The sequence below is a fragment of the Microbacterium sp. USHLN272 genome, assembly GCF_037149655.1.
In the GTDB taxonomy this organism is placed as follows: domain Bacteria; phylum Actinomycetota; class Actinomycetes; order Actinomycetales; family Microbacteriaceae; genus Microbacterium; species Microbacterium galbinum.
The window spans coordinates 421,412-438,883 of record NZ_JBBCRA010000001.1; the positions used below are offsets into that span (position 1 = coordinate 421,412).

A 17,472-nucleotide genomic window follows, 5' to 3' on the forward strand; every position below is an offset into this window, starting at 1 on the left:
GACCCGGCCATGCGAGTAGCCTAGATCCAGACCCAGATGGAGTGATCAGTGCCTGAAAACGCCCAGCCGAAAGACGGCTTCGCCCTGTTCTCTGACCGATCCGTCGTCGCCATGCGCGTCAACGGCATCCTCAAGGACCTCGCGACCACAGTGACCGACGCCGACGAGGTCGAGGCGGTCACGATCGACAGCCCCGACGGCCTCGGCATCCTGCGCCACTCGACCGCGCACGTGCTCGCCCAGGCGGTGCAGCGCATCAATCCGCAGGCGAACCTCGGCATCGGCCCGCCCATCACCGACGGCTTCTACTACGACTTCGGCGTCGATTCGCCGTTCACGCCCGAGGACCTCAAGGCGATCACCAAGGAGATGCAGCGCATCGTCCGCGAGGGCCAGCGCTTCGTGCGCCGCGTGGTGACCGATGACGAGGCCCGTGCCGAACTCGCCGACGAGCCGTTCAAGCTCGAGCTCATCGGGCTCAAGGGCGGCAAGGAAGCGGCGGAGGGCGCCTCGGTCGAGGTCGGCGAGGGCGAACTCACGATCTACGACAACACCACCCGCGACGGCGAGGTGGTCTGGAAGGACCTCTGCCGCGGCCCGCATCTGCCGAACACGCGCATGATCGGCAACGGCTGGGACCTCACCCGCATCGCCGCCGCCTACTGGCGCGGCAGCGAGAAGAACCCGCAGCTGCAGCGCATCTACGGAACCGCCTGGCCGTCGAAGGACGAGCTGCGGGCATATCAGCACCGCCTCGAAGAGGCCGCGAAGCGCGACCACCGTCGCCTCGGCAAGGAGCTCGACCTGTTCTCCTTCCCGGAGGAGATCGGATCCGGGCTCTCGGTCTGGCACCCGCGCGGCGGCATGATCCGCGGCGAGATGGAGCAGCACGCGCGCAAGCGTCACATCGAGGGCGGCTACACCTACGTGTACACCCCGCACATCTCGAAGGAAGACCTCTTCCTGACCTCGAACCACCTCGTCACCTACAAGGACGGCATGTTCCCGCCGATCGTCATGGACGAGGAGCGCGACGACGAGGGCAACATCACCAAGCAGGGCCAGGACTACTACCTGAAGCCGATGAACTGCCCGATGCACATCCTGATCTACAAGGAGCGCGCCCGCAGCTACCGCGATCTGCCGCTGCGTTTCGCCGAGAACGGCACGGTCTACCGCAACGAGCTCTCGGGTGCGCTGCACGGTCTCACCCGTGTGCGCGGGTTCACCCAGGACGACTCGCACCTCTTCGTCACGCCCGACCAGCTCGAGGGAGAGGTCGCGAAGGTCCTCGACTTCATCCTCTCGATGCTGCGGGACTTCGGCCTCACCGATTTCGAGCTCGAGCTGTCGATGAAGGACGACGAGAAGTCGAAGTGGATCGGTTCCGACGAGTTCTGGGAGTCGTCGACCGACGCCCTGCGTCGCGTCGCCGTCGCCTCGGGGCTCAAGCTCACCGAGGTCCCGGGTGAGGCCGCGTTCTACGGCCCGAAGATCGACCTCAAGACCCGCGATGCGATCGGTCGCACCTGGCAGTTGTCGACCGTCCAGGTCGACCCGAACCTGCCGGAGCGCTTCGATCTCGAGTTCATGGACAAGGACGGGCAGAAGAAGCGTCCGATCATGATCCACCGCGCGCTCTTCGGTTCGATCGAGCGTTTCTTCGCGATCCTGCTCGAGCACTACGCCGGCGACTTCCCGGTCTGGCTCTCGCCGGTGCAGGTGGTCGGTATCCCCGTGGCCGAGGACTTCGCCGACTACCTCGGCGAGGTCATCACGACGCTCCGCGACTCGGGTGTGCGCGCCGAGCTCGACACGTCCGACGACCGTATGCAGAAGAAGATCCGCACGCACACGACCGGCAAGGTTCCGCTGCTGCTCATCGCCGGCGAGCAGGACCGCGCCGCCGGCACGGTCTCGTTCCGCTACCGCGACGGTACCCAGGAGAACGGCGTCCCGGTCGCGGATGCCGTGGCCCGCATCCGCACCGCGATCGCCGAGCACGCGCTCGTGCAGACGGCGGGGGATCTGGCGTGACCCCGGATGAGCCGCTGGAGCCTGCGTCGGACTTCGCCGGAGTCCCCGACGAGTTCCAGCGGCTCTGGACTCCGCACCGGATGGCCTACATTCAGGCGGGGCCCGAGCCGCTGCGCGAGGAGTGCCCCTTCTGCGAGGCGCCGAAGCATCCGGATGCCGAGCGGCTGATCGTCGCGCGCGGTGAGACGGCATACGTGCTGCTGAACCTGTTCCCGTACAACTCGGGTCATCTGCTCGTGTGCCCGTACCGCCACATCGCGACGTACGACCAGGCCACCCCGGAGGAGGTCGCCGAGATCGGCGCTCTGACGCAGACGGCGATGCGCGTCCTGACGGAGGTGTCGCGCTGCGACGGCTTCAACATCGGGATGAATCAGGGGGCCGTCGCCGGCGCGGGTGTCGACGGGCACCTGCACCAGCACGTCGTGCCGCGGTGGCGCTCCGATGCGAACTTCTTCCCGATCATCGCGAAGACGAAGGCACTCCCGCAGCTGCTCGGTGAGGTGCGGGAGGCCGTCGCGAACGCCTGGCCTGCGGCCTGAGTTCAGCGCACCTGACGGGCGCTGAACTGCATGCGCGGGTGCGCGTAGAACTCCTGCGCCTCGACGAGCTGCAGCTCGCGCTCCCCGGAGTCGAGCGTCGCCTTCAGCAGGTCGTAGACGCTCGATGCGGTGCGCTCGAGGGCGACCTGCGCACTGCCGGTCTCGACGTAATGCGCGGTGAAGAGCGCAGCGGTCACGTCGCCCGACCCGTTGGCCTTCATCGGAAGGTGCGGCGTCTGCACGATCCAGGCACCCTCCTCGTCGGCCGCGAGCATCTCGATGGTTTCCTCCTCCCGGTCCGGCCGCTCGACGCTCGTGACGAGCACCGTGCGCGGTCCCATCGCGCGCGCCAGGTCGACCGAGGCCAGCGTCGACTCGAGCGTGTCGGGCTCGGTCTCGGTGAGGAAGCCGAGCTCGAACTGGTTCGGGGTGATGATGTCCGCCACCGGCACGACCCGCTCCCGCAGCAGCACGGGGATCGCGGGCGCCACGAAGCAGCCGGACTTGGCGTTGCCCATCACGGGGTCGCACGTGTAGACCGCATTCGGGTTCTCCGCCTTGACCCGGGCGACGGCGTCGATGATCACGTCGCCGATGCCCTCCCCGCCCTGGTATCCGCTGAGCACCGCATCGATGCCGCCGAAGACGCCACGGTCCTGGATACCGGTGATGACCTCGCGCACCTCGGCGGGATCGATCATCGGGCCGCGCCAGGCGCCGTACCCGGTGTGGTTCGAGAAGTTCACGGTGTAGACCGGGAGGACCTCGACGCCGATGCGCTGCAGCGGGAACACCGCGGCGGAGTTGCCGACGTGACCGTAGGCGACGGCGGACTGGATGGAGAGGATCTTCATCTCCCGATCCTTTCTTTCAGTGCGGGTGCGTTCCCGCTTCGGGTGGTCATCGGGAAGCCGCGACGAGGTCGGCGACGAAGGCCGCGGCATCCGCGTCGGACAGATCATGGACGGTCAGCCGCAGTTGCCGCGATGGCTCGGCCTTCTCGTCGAGGGCGAACTCGTCGCCGGTGCGGGCCAGCCATCCGCGGCGCATGAGCTTTTCGGCGACGGCCCGCGCGGGCCGCGGGAGCTCGACCCAGAGACTGAGACCGTCGGAGTCGGGGGCATCGAATCCGTGAGTGCGCAGGAGCTGTGCGAAAGCGGCGTTGCGCTCGGCGTAGTGCGCGGCCGCGGTTCCGATCGTCGCGAGCACGGAAGGGTCGGTCAGCTGGGCGTGCGTGAGTCGCTGGAGCAGATGGCTCACCCAGGTCGTCCCCGGGCTGAGCCGCATCGACAGGCGCTCGGCCGTCTCGGGGTCGGTGGCCGCGAGCGCCAGGCACATGTCGGGGCCGAGAAACTTCGAGACGGAGCGCACGAGGGCGAACCGCCGGTGCCCCGGTCCGATCAAGGTCTCGTAGGGGCGCTGCGAGAGCATCGAGAAGTGGTCGTCCTCGATGATCAGCACGTAGGGGTGGTCGGCGAGCACGGCGCGGAGCTCGGCCGCGCGCGCAGCCGTCAGGCTGCTGCCGGTGGGGTTCTGCGCGCGCGGAGTGCAGATGATGGCGCGGATGCCGGCGTCGAGCGCTGCGCGGAGGCCGACGACCGTCATCCCCTCGCCGTCGACCGGGACGGGCACGGCGCGGTACCCTCCGAGTCGCACCGTGTGGATGCTCGCGAGGAAGCAGGGGTCCTCGAGCGCGACCGCGTCATCGCGGGTGAGCGCCTGGGCGAGGAGTCGCTCGACGGCGTCGACCGCGCCGCTGGTGACGGTGACGCGGAAGTCGGACTGGTCGAGGTCGGTGGCGATCCACTCGTGCGCCCAGGAGTCGAGGCCGCGGTCGATCACGGGCTCGCCGTACAGCACCGGTCGCCCCGTGACGCGGGCGAGTGCGGGGGACGGGTCGGGGATGAGCCGGGGGTCGGGGTTGCCCGTGCCGACGTCGCGGAGGACCGTGTCCGCCGCGTAGCCCTCCTGGGCGACCGCCTCGACGCCGGCGATCGTGGTGCCGGCGCGCCCGCGCGAGACGACGAGCCCCGCCTGCGCGAGCTGGCGGTAGGCGGCCACCGCGGTGTTGCGGTTCACGCCGAGAGTGGCGGCGAGTTCGCGCACAGGGGGGAGCGCATCGCCGGGGCGGAGGGTTCCACGGTCGCGCAGGGCGCGCACGCTGTCGGCGATGTCTGCTGCGGTCGTTCCGGTGATCTCGGCGCTCATGGGTCCTCGACACCGATTCTAGAACGTCCGGGACGATGCTACGGTTTGACATAGATCAAACGAGTCATTGGCTCAGCCGAGAGGAATTCGATGAACGACCAGGCAACCACCGGATCCGCGCGGGTCAAGCGCGGTCTCGCCGAGATGCTCAAGGGCGGCGTCATCATGGACGTCGTCACGGCCGAGCAGGCCAAGATCGCCGAGGACGCCGGCGCCGTCGCCGTGATGGCGCTCGAGCGGGTCCCCGCCGACATCCGTGCGCAGGGCGGTGTCTCGCGCATGAGCGACCCCGACATGATCGACAGCATCATCGACGCCGTCTCGATCCCCGTGATGGCGAAGGCGCGCATCGGCCACTTCGTCGAGGCGCAGATCCTGCAGGAGCTCGGAGTCGACTACATCGACGAGTCCGAGGTGCTGTCGCCGGCGGACTACGTCAACCACATCGACAAGTTCGGCTTCACCGTGCCCTTCGTGTGCGGGGCGACGAACCTCGGCGAGGCCCTGCGCCGCATCAACGAGGGTGCCGCGATGATCCGGTCGAAGGGCGAGGCCGGCACCGGTGACGTCTCGGAGGCGACCAAGCACATCCGCAAGATCACGAGCGAGATCAACGTGCTGCGTTCGATGACCAAGGACGAGCTCTACGTGGCGGCCAAGGAGCTGCAGGCTCCCTACGACCTCGTCGTCGAGGTCGCGGGGACGGGCAAGCTGCCGGTCGTGCTGTTCGTTGCGGGAGGCGTGGCAACACCCGCGGACGCCGCGATGATGATGCAGATGGGAGCGGACGGTGTGTTCGTCGGCTCCGGCATCTTCAAGTCGGGCAACCCCGCCCAGCGTGCCGCGGCGATCGTGAAGGCCACCACGTTCCACGACGATCCGAGTGTGATCGCTCAGGTCTCGCGCGGGCTGGGCGAGGCGATGGTGGGGATCAACGTGTCCGACCTCCCCGCGCCGCACCGGCTCTCCGAGCGTGGCTGGTAGTCCGACCGTCGGCGTCCTCGCGCTGCAGGGCGACGTGCGCGAGCATGCCGCCCTGCTCGCGGAGCTCGGTGCGGAGGTGGTGCTCGTGCGCCGCCCGGAAGAACTCGACGCGATCGACGGGCTCGTCCTACCGGGTGGAGAGTCCAGCGTCATCGACAAGCTGGCGCGACTGTTCGGGCTCCAGCAGCCGATTCGCGCGGCGATCCGCGCGGGGATGCCGATGTACGGCACGTGCGCGGGGCTCATCCTCCTGGCCGATACCGTGCTCGACGCGATCGAGGGACAGCAGTCCTTCGGCGGCCTCGACGTCGACGTTCGGCGCAACGCCTTCGGACGGCAGTCCGAATCGTTCGAGATCGACCTCGACGTGCCGGTGCTCGGCGATGCCCCGGTGTCTGCGACGTTCATCCGGGCGCCGATCGTGGAACGCTCGGGGGCCGCGGTGGAGGTGCTCGCCGCCCTGCCCGACGGCGCGGTGGTCGCGGTGCGCCAGGGGCCGTTGCTCGGCACGAGCTTCCATCCCGAGATGGACGGTGAGCCCGGATTCCACGCGCTCTTCCTCGACGAGGCACGACGCTACGCGAGCGCACCCCGGTAGGCGACGTCTCGATTCGTTAGACTGGACGATGCCCTGGGCCGTGCCCACGGGCGGATACGACGAGTGGAGACTTATGTCCGGGCATTCCAAGTGGGCCACCACGAAGCACAAGAAGGCCATCATCGACTCCAGGCGCGCCAAGTCCTGGGCCAAGCTCATCAAGAACATCGAGGTCGCGGCCAAGCTCGGCGGCGCCGACCTCGCGGGCAACCCCACGCTGTTCGACGCGGTGCAGAAGGCGAAGAAGACCTCCGTCCCGAAGGACAACATCGACCGCGCGGTCAAGCGTGGAGCCGGAATCGGCGGCGAGGCCGTCGAGTACACCTCGATCATGTACGAGGGATACGGACCGAACGGCGTGGCGCTCATGATCGAGTGTCTGACCGACAACAAGAACCGTGCCGCCGCCGAGGTGCGCACGGCTCTCAGCCGCAACGGGGGAACGCTGGCCGACCCGGGCAGCGTCGCCTACAACTTCTCGCGCAAGGGCGTCATCGTCGTCGGTGCCGAGGGGACCACCGAGGACGACGTCATGATGGCGGCGCTCGAGGCGGGTGCCGAGGAGATCGAGCCGCACTCCGAGGGCTTCGAGATCATCACCGAGGCGACCGACCTGGTCACCGTGCGCAGCGCGCTGCAGGAGGCGGGCATCGACTACGAATCCGCCGACGTCGAATTCGTGCCGAACCTCAAGGTCGAGATCGACGCCGACACCGCACGCAAGGTCTTCCGCCTCATCGACGCGCTCGAGGACAGCGAGGACGTGCAGAACGTCTTCAGCAACTTCGACCTCTCGTCCGAGGTGCAGGCCGAGCTCGAGAACGACGACAGCTAGGCGCGCCACGCGCCCGACGTCGACGGTGCCGCCTAGCCTGGGGGAGTGACCTCCTCCTCGCTGCGCGTTCTCGGGATCGACCCGGGCCTCACGCGATGCGGTGTGGGCATCGTCGACGTCGACGGATCGCGTCGCGGCACGCTCGTGCACGTCGGGGTGATCCGTTCGTCTCCCGATGCGCCGATCGGCGAGCGTCTCGCGATCGTCGCCGCCGGCATCCGTGAGGTCATCGCCGCGCATTCTCCGCAGGCGGTCGCGGTCGAGCGCGTGTTCGCGCAGCAGAACACGCACACGGTGATGGGCACGGCTCAGGCCAGCGGAGTCGCGCTGCTGCTCGCGGCAGAGGCGGGTCTTCCCGCCGCGACCCACACGCCGAGCGAGGTCAAGGCCGCCGTGACCGGTTACGGATCTGCCGACAAGCGCCAGGTGCAGGCGATGATCGCCCGGATCCTGCGCCTCGACGCGCCTCCGCAGCCGGCGGATGCCGCGGATGCCCTCGCCATCGCCCTCTGCCACGCCTGGCGCCGAGGCGGCGCGGGGGCGGCATCCGCAGCGGGCGGGCTCACGCCGGCCCAGCGCGCCTGGGCGGACGCGGAGCGTGTCGCTCGAACATACGTACGACGCGGGGCCTAGGCTGGGAGGATGATCTCCTCCCTGCACGGCACCGTGCTGCACTCGACCTCCGACCAGGTCGTCGTCGAGGTGGGCGGCGTCGGCTTCTCCGTCGCCGTCCCGGCCGACGTCGCGCACACCGCGACGGTGGGGGAGCAATTGCGACTGCACACGAGCCTGATCGTGCGCGAGGACGCGCTCTCGCTCTTCGGGTTCGCCGAGCGCGACGAGCTCGAGGTCTTCGGGCTCCTCATCAGCGTAACGGGCGTCGGGCCGAAATCCGCCCTGGGGGTGCTGTCGCACCTGACCGTCGACCAGATCGCAGAGGCGGTGAATGCCGAGGACGACGCGCCTTTCCGTCGCGTGTCCGGAATCGGTCCCAAGACCGCGAAGCTCATCGTCGTGCAGCTCGCCGGTAAGGTCCAGCCGACGGTCGCGGCAGCGCCGAGTCCTTCGGGCGCCGTGGACGTGGTGGGTCAGGTCGCGGTCGCCCTCGTCGGACTCGGATGGTCGGAGAAGGTCGCCGCCGAGGCCGCCGCGCAGACGGCCGCCGAGGCATCCGATGCCGAGCGTTCGGCCGTCGCACCGCTCCTCCGCCGCACTCTTGCCCTGCTGGGGCCGGCACGTGGCTGACGCACTCGACGCCTCCGAGCCCGTCGACGAGACCGAGCTCGCGATCGAGGGCGCCCTGCGTCCGACGAGTCTCGGCGAGTTCGTCGGACAGCAGAAGGTGCGCGGCCAGCTCCAGCTCCTCCTCGAGGCCGCACGCATCCAGAGCCGACCCGCCGATCACATCCTTCTCGCGGGCCCGCCCGGACTCGGCAAGACGACGCTGGCGATGATCGTCGCGCACGAGAGCGAGCGCCCCCTGCGCCTGTCGAGCGGACCGGCCATCCAGCACGCCGGCGATCTCGCTGCGCTCCTGTCGAGCCTCGTTCCCGGCGAGGTGCTCTTCATCGACGAGATCCACCGGATGGCGCGCTCCGCCGAGGAGATGCTCTATCTCGCGATGGAGGATTTCCGCATCGACATCATGGTGGGCAAGGGGGCGGGGGCCACCAGCATCCCGCTCGAACTCGCACCGTTCACCCTGGTGGGAGCGACGACGCGGTCGGGCCTGCTACCGAATCCGCTGCGCGATCGATTCGGGTTCACCGGTCATCTGGAGTTCTACGAGGAGGGCGAGCTCGAGCGGGTGATCGCGCGATCCGCGGCGGTCCTCGGCGTCGACCTGCCGTCCGATTCGCTGTCCGAGATCGCCCGCCGATCGCGCGGGACGCCCCGCATCGCCAACCGCCTTCTCCGACGTGTGCGCGACTATGCGCTCGTGCACGGTGGGGGAGCGGCGACCATCGCCGACGTCCGCGCCGCTCTCGAACTGTACGACGTCGACCCCATCGGCCTGGACCGCCTCGACCGCGCCGTTCTCGAAGCGCTCGTGCGGCGGTTCCGCGGGGGGCCGGTGGGACTGAGCACCCTCGCCGTCGCCGTCGGCGAAGAGGCAGAGACCGTCGAGAGCGTCGTCGAGCCCTACCTCGTCCGGATCGGTTTCCTCGGTCGCACTCCGCGGGGGCGCGTCGCCATGCCTGAGGCGTATGCGCATCTGGGTGTGGCGCATCCCGACGGAGCGCTTCGCTTCGATGACCTATAATCACAGAAGACTTCCCCCGAAACTTCTGTGCGCCCGTTGATGGTGCGTGCACCTCAGAAAGGCGCTCCGCCCCATGGAAATCATCCTCTTCGGTCTCCTGGCCGTCCTCCTCGTCTTCATGATCTTCAACACGCGCAAGCGTCAGAAGCAGATGAAGGCCGAGCAGGAGGAGAAGGCGACGAAGACGGTTCCCGGCGTGCGCGTGCTCCTGCAGGGCGGCATCTACGGCACGATCGTCTCCTACGACCCCGATGACCTCGACCACCCCGCGTCGGTCGAGGTCGCTCCCGGTGTCGTGATCGAGGTGCACAGCCAGGCGATCCTCCGCATCGTCGAGCCCAAGGACATCGTCGCCGACGACACCGAGCTCGCTGACGACGACCTGGTCGTCGAAGCCGACGCTCCGATCGCCGAGACCCCGGAAGAGACGCGCGCGCGCCTCGACCGCGACGCCGACGACAAGTAAGTCCGCGGCGTTCGACCGCACCCCGGAATCCGGCCTCTCAGAAAGCTGAACTCACGTGGCTTCATCCTCTCCTGTCCGTCACGCCTGGCGGGTCCTTCTCGGCCTGCTCCTCGTGACGGGTGTCCTCTTCGGCATCAACGCGGCCGGGGTGTACGTCTTCGGGAAGAGCTCGTGGGCTCCGGAGCTCGCGCTCGACCTCCAGGGCGGCACCCAGATCGTGCTGCAGGCCGAGACGGAGGAAGGGGCAGCGCCGTCCGCGGAACAGCTCGACCAGGCAGCCTCGATCATCCGCCAGCGCGTCGACGCTTCGGGCGTGGCGGAGGCCGACATCACCACCGAGGGCGGACGGAACATCGTCGTCCAGATCCCGGGTGTCGCCGACGACCAGACGCGCGAGCGGATCACCAGCAGCGCGCAGCTCGAGTTCCGCGCGGTGCTGGCCACGACCGCCGCGACGACGTCCTTCGTCGGTGACGACGGTAACGAAACGCCGTACCCCAGCCCCGACCCCTCGCTCGAGGCGACGCCGACGGCCGAGCCGACCGACGGCAGCGACCTCAACTGGGCCACGCCCAAGCTGCAGGCCGAGTTCCTCGCCTACGACTGCGCGAACCCCGACAACCCCACCAACGTGCCGAGCGAGCAACCGATGATCGCCTGCGACGAGACCGGTCAGGCCAAGTTCCTGCTCGGCCCGACCGAGCTCGACGGAACGGCGATCGACGACGCCGCGAGCGGTCGCGACCCGCAGAACGGCGCGTGGCTCGTGCAGCTCACGATGAACCCGGATGGGGCCGACAAGTTCGGCAAGGTCAGCACCCGCCTCAACCAGAACCGCATCGACGGCCTGTCGCCGCGCGACCAGTTCGCTTTCGTGCTCGACGGCGTCGTCATCTCGGCGCCCCGCATGAACGGTGTGATCCTCGACGGCCGGCCGAGCATCTCGGGCAGCTTCACGCAGGAGTCCGCCACGACTCTCGCCGATCAGCTCAAGTACGGAGCGCTGCCGCTGAGCTTCACCGTGCAGAGCTCCGACACCGTGTCGGCGACGCTCGGTACGCAGCAGCTGCAGATCGGTCTCATCGCCGGTCTCATCGGCCTGATCCTCGTCGCGATCTATTCCCTCATCGTCTACCGAGCCCTCGGGACGGTGATCATCGCGTCCATCGCGGTGATGGGTGTGCTGACCTACATCGTCATCTGCATCCTGGCGTGGCGCCTCGGCTTCCGCCTCTCGCTGGCCGGTGTGGCCGGTCTGATCGTGTCGATCGGATTCACCGCCGACTCCTTCATCGTCTACTTCGAGAGAATCCGAGACGAACTGCGAGACGGCAAGTCGATCACCTCCGCGGTCGAAGACGGATGGGGTCGCGCCAAGCGCACGATCTACATCTCGAAGTCGATCAACATCCTCGCCGCGCTCGTGCTGTACATCCTGGCCGACTCGACGGTGAAGGGGTTCGCGTTCACGCTCGGCCTCACGACCATCATCGACGTGTTCATCTTCGTGATCTTCACGCACCCGGTGATGCAACTGCTCGCTCGCACGCGCTTCTTCGGAGGCGGCCACAAGCTCTCGGGGCTCGACCCCGAAGCACTGGGCGCCGTCTACCGCAATCGGTCGCAGTTCCGCGAGGTCGCGACGGCATCCGCCGGCCGTGGCGCGCGCAACTCGCGTTCGCGCGGCGAGGCGGAGCGTCGTCAGACCATCGCCGAGCGCAAGCGCGCGGAGGCTCTCGCGGGTGACAGACCCACCAACGCCGGAAGTGAGGGAGACGCCTGATGCCTTCCATGAATGAGTTCGGCAACAACCTGTACACGGGGAAGACCTCTTTCCCGTTCGTCGGTCGCCGCCGCCTGTGGTTCATCATCGCGATCATCCTGGTCGTGGGCTCGGCTCTGGTGCCGCTGATCCGTCCGATCCAGTTCTCGATCGAGTTCACCGGCGGGTCGCAGTTCACCGTCGCGGCGCCCGACAGCACCGATCAGCAGATCGCCACCGACGCGGTCAAGTCGGTCGTGCCCGAGTCGGCGACCAAGGTCGTCGTGGTGAACGGCGACGACATCCGCGTCCAGACCGACCAGATGACGGCGGATGAGACGCAGCAGGTCACCGCGGCACTCGCCGAGGCGTACGGCGTCGACACTGCGGAGGTGACGTCGTCGTTCATCGGTCCGGCCTGGGGCGAGAGCGTCACTCGTCAATCGCTGTGGGGCCTGGCGATCTTCCTCGCCCTCACCTTCCTGATCCTGGCGATCTACTTCCGAACCTGGAAGATGTCGGCCGCGGCGATTATCGGTCTGCTCGACGTGCTCGTGATCACCGTCGGCGTCTACGCGCTGGCCGGCTTCGAGATCTCGCCGGCGGCGGTGATCGGATTCCTCACGATCTTGGCGTACTCCTTGTACGACACGACGGTCGTCTTCGACAAGATCCGAGAGAACACACATGAAGACGGCGAGAAATCGGCGCGTCTGTTCGGGGAGTCCGTCAACCTGGCGGTGAACCAGACCCTCGTGCGATCGATCAACACCTCGGTGGTCGCGGCGCTCCCGGTCGGAGCGATCCTCTTCATCGGATCGCTGTGGCTCGGTGCCGAGACCCTCACCGACATCTCGCTGTCGATCTTCGTCGGCATCCTCGTGGCGACGTATTCGACGCTGTTCGTCGCCGCTCCGCTCTACTCGCTCTTCCGCGAGAACGAGCCGCAGATCCGCGAGCGCGACGCCCGGATCCGCGAAGCGCGCCTGCGCGCGACGGTCGAAGCCTGACGTATCCGTCCGGTGGGAGCCGCTCCCGCCGGACGGACGTAGGATTGTCTGATGTTCTGATTCGGAGGTGAGCGGATGGCGGAAGCGCAGTCGCCGGCGCAGGGATCGAGCCTGCGGCGTCTGGTTCCCCGCATCTTCTCGCGCGCGTCCAGGGTCAACGACCTCGACAACCTGATCCGCACCGTCCGGGCCAACCACCCCCGCGGTGATTTCTCGGTGATCGAGCGCGCGTACGCGGTCGCCAAGGACAAGCACACCGGCCAGCAGCGGCAGAGCGGCGAGCCGTACATCACGCATCCGCTCGCCGTCGCGCAGATCCTCGCCGAGCTCGGTCTCGGACCGCGCGCCATCGCGGCGGCGCTCCTGCACGACACGGTCGAAGACACCGGCTACGCGCTGACCGACCTCACCGCCGAGTTCGGCGACGAGGTCGCGATGCTGGTCGACGGTGTCACCAAGCTCGACAAGGTCAAGTACGGCGAGAGCGCCCAGGCCGAGACCGTCCGCAAGATGATCGTGGCGATGTCGAAGGACATCCGCGTGCTCCTGATCAAGCTCGCCGACCGTCTGCACAATGCTCGTACCTGGGGCTTCGTCCCGCCGGAGAAGGCGGCGAAGAAGGCCAAGGAGACGCTCGAGATCTACGCGCCCCTGGCCAATCGTCTCGGTATCCAGGCGATCAAGTCCGAGCTCGAAGACCTCTCGTTCGCGGTGCTGCACCCCAAGATCTACAACGAGATCCACAGCCTCATCGCTCAGCGCACTCCGCAGCGCGAGAAGTATCTGAGCCAGGTCGTCGAGGAGATCGACGAGGATCTGCGTGATCTGCGCATCCGCGGCAAGGTCTCGGGCCGACCGAAGCAGCTCTACTCCGTGTACCAGAAGATGGTGGTGCGGGGTCGCGAGTTCGACGACATCTACGACCTGATCGGCATCCGCGTGCTCGTCGCTTCGGTGCGCGACTGCTACGCGGTGCTGGGTGCGATCCATGCGCGGTGGACGCCGCTGCCCGGTCGGTTCAAGGACTACATCGCCACCCCGAAGTTCAATCTCTATCAGTCGCTGCACACGACCGTGATCGGCCCCGCGGGGCGCACGGTCGAGATCCAGATCCGTACGCACGAGATGCACCAGCAGGCCGAGTACGGCGTTGCGGCGCACTGGATGTACAAGGAGCGGATGAACGGCGGCAAGGCCGAGGTGCGGGCATCCGACACCGACATGGCCTGGCTCGCGCACATCTCCGACTGGCAGGCCGAGACGGCCGACCCCGGGGAGTTCCTCGACTCGCTGCGGTTCGAGATCGGCGCGAAGGAGGTCTACGTCTTCACGCCGAAGGGGCGCGTCGTCGGTCTTCCGGCCGGTGCGACCCCCGTCGACTTCGCGTATGCGGTGCACACCGAGATCGGCCATCGCACGATGGGTGCGAAGGTGAACGGGCGCCTGGTGCCGCTGGAGTCCGAGCTGAAGAGCGGCGACGTCGTCGAGGTCTTCACCTCGAAGAACCCCGATGCCGGACCGAGTCAGGACTGGCTCGGATTCGTCAAGAGCACCCGAGCGCGCAACAAGATCCGTGGCTGGTTCACGAAGGAGCGGCGCGAAGAGGCCATCGAACAGGGCAAGGAGGCGATCGCGCGCGCGATGCGCCGGCAGAACCTGCCCCTGCAGCGTCTGATGAGCCAGGACTCGTTCGCCGAGGTCGCCCAGCAGCTGCGCTACGAAGACGTCTCGGCTCTGTACGCGGCCGTGGGCGAGGGGCACATCTCGACCCAGTCGGTGCTCGAGAAGGTCACGGCCAACGTCGCCGCGAACGACACCACGACCGGCGCCATCGACCTGCCGGGCAGCGTGCCGACGCGCGAACCGCGTGCGGGCGACTCCGGCGTTCTCGTCCGCGGCGCCGCCGACATCCTCGTGAAACTCGCGAAGTGCTGCACGCCGGTTCCCGGGGATCCGATCGTCGGCTTCGTGACGCGCGGCAGCGGCGTCTCGGTGCACCGCAGCGATTGCGTCAACGTCAAGGCTCTGAGCAGCGAGCAGGACCGATTCGTCGAGGTGTCGTGGGCGCCGACCACCAAGAGCGTGTTCCGCGTGCAGATCCAGGTCGAGGCCCTCGACCGCTCCGGTCTGCTGTCCGACGTCACGCGCGTACTGAGCGAGCACCACGTCAACATCCTCTCCGCCACGGTCAACACCAATGACGACCGACTGGCGATCAGCCGGTTCGTGTTCGAGATGGGCGACGCCGTGCATCTCGACCGCGTTCTCAACGCCGTGCGCAGGATCGATGCGGTGTACGACGTGTACCGCGTCACGTCCTCCTGATACCGAGTCCCTCGAGAAGTTCCAGGGCACGTCGAGAGCCTGGCACGCGCCGCAGGGTGCGGATGCGTTCCCGCGCGGTCCCGATGAGACCCGGGTCGTGCTCGATGAGCATGTGCGCCCAGCGATCCAGAGCGGGTTCCCGGTGGCTCCCGAGCGCGAGGTCGATCAGCGTGCGTTCGGGAGTCGTGATCGGGATGCCGCCGATGGGGAGGAGGTCCTCGGCCTGGAGTGGCGTGTCGTGATAACGCACCCGTGGACTCTGCACGGCGCGGATGCGCCTCGCCACCGCTCGGCGAAGATGATGCGGGTTCGGCGGCGCATCGCATGCACCGTGCACCCATACCGCGCTCGGCCCGCAGACCGCGGTGCCCGGGTGCACGATCGTGGCGATCGACGCTGCCCGCACGTCGGCACCCTCGACGAGATCGGCGGGGATGAAGGCCTCGCCGATGTCGACGACGTCGCCGTCGAGGCGGGCGGCGGTGAGCTCGGGCAGTGTCAGGCGTTGGCCGGGCAGATACAGGAAAGCGGGATGCACCAGGCCAGTGTGGCCCAGGGCATCCCGCTGTCGTGTGCTCGGACGGGAGCTGTGGAGAACTCGTCAGCCGCCGAGGGCGCTCAGCCAGGCGCGGCGCGCCTCGAGAGCGTCGGACGCTTCCTTGATCGCCTTCTTGTCGCCCGACTTCTCGGCCGTGGCGAGCTCGGACTCGAGCTTTTCGATCGCCTCGAGGAGCTGAGAGCTCATGTCGTTGGCGCGCGCCTTGGTCTCGGGGTTGTTCTTCTTCCAGTCGACCTCTTCGCGGGCCTTGAGGGCCTGCTCGATGACGCGGAGCTTGTCGTCGAGCGCGCGCTCCTTGTCGCGGGGGAAGATGCGGCCGATCTCATCCCACTGCCGCTGGATGCGCGTGAGCAGGGCGCGGGCGCGCTTGATGTTGGACTCGTCGGCAACGGCCTTGGCCTCTTCCAGAAGAGCCTGACGCGCCTCGATCTTGGGAGCGGACTCGGCCTCTTCGGCGGCGGACTGCTGGGCACGCGCGGCGTAGAGCGCGTCTCCGGCGGCCTTGAACCGGGCCCAGAGGGCGTCGTCCGCCTTGCGACCTGCGCGGCCGGCGGCCTTCCAGTCGTCGAGCAGCGTGCGGTAGGCGGGAATCCCGTCGGTGCCGCGCGGGGCGAGGGCTTCGGCGCGCTCGATGAGGCGGGTCTTCGCATCGCGGGCGGCCTTGTGCGTGTCGTCGAGCTCCGAGTAGAACGCACGACGGTGCTTGTCGACGACCGAACGAGCGTCGCGGAATCGCTTCCACAGCTGCTGCGACAGGCCCTTCGACAGGCGCGGGCCGTTCTGCTGCTGAGCCTGCCAGGCGTCGAAGAGCTCACCGAGCTCGGCGGTGACCTGCTTCCACTGCACCTTCGAGAGGTCGCGTGCGGCGATCGCCTCGGCGCGTTCCACCAGTGCGGCGCGCTCGGCGATGGCCTGGTCGAGCAGCTCCTTCGCGCGCTGCTGCTCCTCGGCCGTGGCCTCGGAGAGGGACGCGGTCAGCGTGTGCAGCCGCTCGAGGAGACCGGCGAGGTCACCGACGGCGGCGGCATCCGTGGCTTCGTCGACCAGGTGCCCGGCCTGCTTGACCAGATCGCTGGCGGTCGCGCCGCCGGCCTGGTGACGCTGTTCGAGGGTCTGCACCTTGAAGGCGATGTCCTCGTACTTGCGCACGAAGTAGGCGAGCGCCTCGTCGGGCGTGCCGTCGGGGTACTGGCCGACGACGCGCCAGCTCTCACCCTCGCGCACCTCGACCGTGCCGTCCTCGCTGACGCGACCCCACTTCGCAGCATCGCTGGAGACGGGGGCGGTGGACGCGGCCGGAACGGCGGCGGCGGGGGCGGGCAGCTTGCGCGGCAGCGGCTTCGCCGGGGGAGCGGGGACGGGGGGAGTCGGCTTCGAGGACTCGTTGGCAGACACAGTGTTCTCCTTGCGCGGTTGGCCGCGGGAGGCGGAAAGGACGATGTTCAGCCTAGTACGCCGCGACGATGCGATGCGGTGACGTTCCGCTCCGCGTCGGAGCGGGCGCGGATCACTCCGCCGGGGTCTCCTCGGGAGCGGGTGCCTCGGTGGGGGCGGGGGTCTCCACCGGAGCGCTTGGCTCGACGGACGAGGAGGGAGTGGGCGTGGGCTCCGGTGCCGTGACCTGTGCGTGCGCCACCTGGCTCGCGATCGCTGCGAGCACGAGGACCGCGCCACCCACGCCGGCGATCACGTTGTCGCGCACGCGGCGACGGATCTTCTCCTGGTGCTGAGCCGTGCGCGCCGCGTAGACCCGCGCGCGCTCGGCCTGGGTGCGCTCCTGCGCGCTCTTCGAACCGCGTGCCGCCATTGCGTGCTCCTCTCATCGACGCCGCCGGGCGACGTCGTCTCAGAGCATATCGTCGCCGGTGTCGGTGGACCGCATT

The 17,472-nt window shown here is 68.4% G+C and carries 17 protein-coding genes; 12 read left to right on the top strand and 5 right to left on the bottom strand.

Going from position 1 to position 17,472, the window contains the following annotated elements:
* Positions 1–111 precede the first annotated feature (111 nt).
* Both thrS and WFJ97_RS02150 read left to right on the top strand, forming a co-directional pair.
* Entirely contained in the window at positions 112–2,037 is a 1,926-nt protein-coding gene (gene thrS / locus WFJ97_RS02145; RefSeq protein ID WP_336641845.1) for a threonine--tRNA ligase, read from the top strand.
* Positions 2,034–2,579, top strand: a complete 546-nt coding sequence (locus tag WFJ97_RS02150) for an HIT family protein (protein ID WP_336640326.1) — start codon at positions 2,034–2,036, stop codon at positions 2,577–2,579. The genes thrS and WFJ97_RS02150 overlap by 4 nt, the downstream gene beginning before the upstream one ends.
* A 2-nt stretch (positions 2,580–2,581) precedes the next feature.
* Here the strand turns inward: WFJ97_RS02150 and pdxY are convergent, their stop codons facing one another.
* Both pdxY and WFJ97_RS02160 read right to left on the bottom strand, forming a co-directional pair.
* On the bottom strand, positions 2,582–3,433 hold the full coding sequence (gene pdxY / locus WFJ97_RS02155) for a pyridoxal kinase PdxY (protein ID WP_336640327.1): 852 nt from the start codon (positions 3,431–3,433) through the stop codon (positions 2,582–2,584).
* Between the two features lie 46 nt (positions 3,434–3,479).
* Complete coding sequence (locus WFJ97_RS02160) at positions 3,480–4,787, bottom strand: aminotransferase class I/II-fold pyridoxal phosphate-dependent enzyme (protein ID WP_336640328.1); 1,308 nt, start codon at positions 4,785–4,787, stop codon at positions 3,480–3,482.
* Between the two features lie 90 nt (positions 4,788–4,877).
* On the opposite strand from WFJ97_RS02160, the gene pdxS reads away from it, so the two are divergent.
* From pdxS to WFJ97_RS02210, 10 genes are all read left to right on the top strand, one after another.
* Positions 4,878–5,771: a pyridoxal 5'-phosphate synthase lyase subunit PdxS gene (pdxS, locus tag WFJ97_RS02165; protein ID WP_336640329.1), complete on the top strand. Its 894-nt coding sequence runs from the start codon at positions 4,878–4,880 to the stop codon at positions 5,769–5,771.
* A complete protein-coding gene (pdxT, locus tag WFJ97_RS02170; RefSeq protein WP_247622419.1) occupies positions 5,761–6,369 on the top strand; it encodes a pyridoxal 5'-phosphate synthase glutaminase subunit PdxT in 609 nt (202 codons plus the stop codon). Before pdxS ends, pdxT begins: the two co-directional genes overlap by 11 nt.
* A 73-nt stretch (positions 6,370–6,442) precedes the next feature.
* On the top strand, positions 6,443–7,204 hold the full coding sequence (locus WFJ97_RS02175) for a YebC/PmpR family DNA-binding transcriptional regulator (protein ID WP_247624689.1): 762 nt from the start codon (positions 6,443–6,445) through the stop codon (positions 7,202–7,204).
* Between the two features lie 45 nt (positions 7,205–7,249).
* Positions 7,250–7,837: a crossover junction endodeoxyribonuclease RuvC gene (gene ruvC, locus WFJ97_RS02180; RefSeq protein WP_247632169.1), complete on the top strand. Its 588-nt coding sequence runs from the start codon at positions 7,250–7,252 to the stop codon at positions 7,835–7,837.
* A 9-nt stretch (positions 7,838–7,846) separates the two neighbouring features.
* Positions 7,847–8,449 carry a Holliday junction branch migration protein RuvA gene (ruvA, locus tag WFJ97_RS02185; RefSeq protein ID WP_336640330.1) on the top strand — a complete coding sequence of 201 codons (603 nt, stop codon included), beginning with the start codon at positions 7,847–7,849 and terminating at the stop codon, positions 8,447–8,449.
* Positions 8,442–9,467 (top strand): Holliday junction branch migration DNA helicase RuvB, encoded by a 1,026-nt coding sequence (ruvB, locus tag WFJ97_RS02190; protein WP_247622422.1) that lies wholly within the window; start codon positions 8,442–8,444, stop codon positions 9,465–9,467. Before ruvA ends, ruvB begins: the two co-directional genes overlap by 8 nt.
* A 73-nt stretch (positions 9,468–9,540) precedes the next feature.
* On the top strand, positions 9,541–9,933 hold the full coding sequence (locus tag WFJ97_RS02195; RefSeq protein WP_247632171.1) for a preprotein translocase subunit YajC: 393 nt from the start codon (positions 9,541–9,543) through the stop codon (positions 9,931–9,933).
* Positions 9,934–9,988: 55 nt separating this feature from the next.
* Positions 9,989–11,716: a protein translocase subunit SecD gene (gene secD, locus WFJ97_RS02200; RefSeq protein WP_336640331.1), complete on the top strand. Its 1,728-nt coding sequence runs from the start codon at positions 9,989–9,991 to the stop codon at positions 11,714–11,716.
* The gene (secF, locus tag WFJ97_RS02205; RefSeq protein WP_247632173.1) at positions 11,716–12,705 is read left to right on the top strand and encodes a protein translocase subunit SecF; all 990 of its coding nucleotides are present in this window, start codon (positions 11,716–11,718) and stop codon (positions 12,703–12,705) included. Before secD ends, secF begins: the two co-directional genes overlap by 1 nt.
* 75 nt (positions 12,706–12,780) lie before the next feature.
* Positions 12,781–15,030, top strand: coding sequence for a RelA/SpoT family protein (locus WFJ97_RS02210; RefSeq protein ID WP_247632174.1), 2,250 nt, complete (start codon positions 12,781–12,783; stop codon positions 15,028–15,030).
* Here WFJ97_RS02210 and WFJ97_RS02215 read toward each other — a convergent pair.
* The 3 genes from WFJ97_RS02215 to WFJ97_RS02225 all read right to left on the bottom strand — a co-directional run bounded on the left by WFJ97_RS02215 (position 15,017) and on the right by WFJ97_RS02225 (position 17,396).
* Positions 15,017–15,568, bottom strand: a complete 552-nt coding sequence (locus tag WFJ97_RS02215; RefSeq protein WP_336640332.1) for a type IV toxin-antitoxin system AbiEi family antitoxin — start codon at positions 15,566–15,568, stop codon at positions 15,017–15,019. The genes WFJ97_RS02210 and WFJ97_RS02215 overlap by 14 nt on opposite strands.
* Positions 15,569–15,631: 63 nt before the next feature.
* The gene (locus WFJ97_RS02220; RefSeq protein ID WP_336640333.1) at positions 15,632–16,984 is read right to left on the bottom strand and encodes a DUF349 domain-containing protein; all 1,353 of its coding nucleotides are present in this window, start codon (positions 16,982–16,984) and stop codon (positions 15,632–15,634) included.
* Positions 16,985–17,096: 112 nt separating this feature from the next.
* On the bottom strand, positions 17,097–17,396 hold the full coding sequence (locus tag WFJ97_RS02225; protein WP_247632177.1) for a hypothetical protein: 300 nt from the start codon (positions 17,394–17,396) through the stop codon (positions 17,097–17,099).
* Positions 17,397–17,472 lie beyond the last annotated feature (76 nt).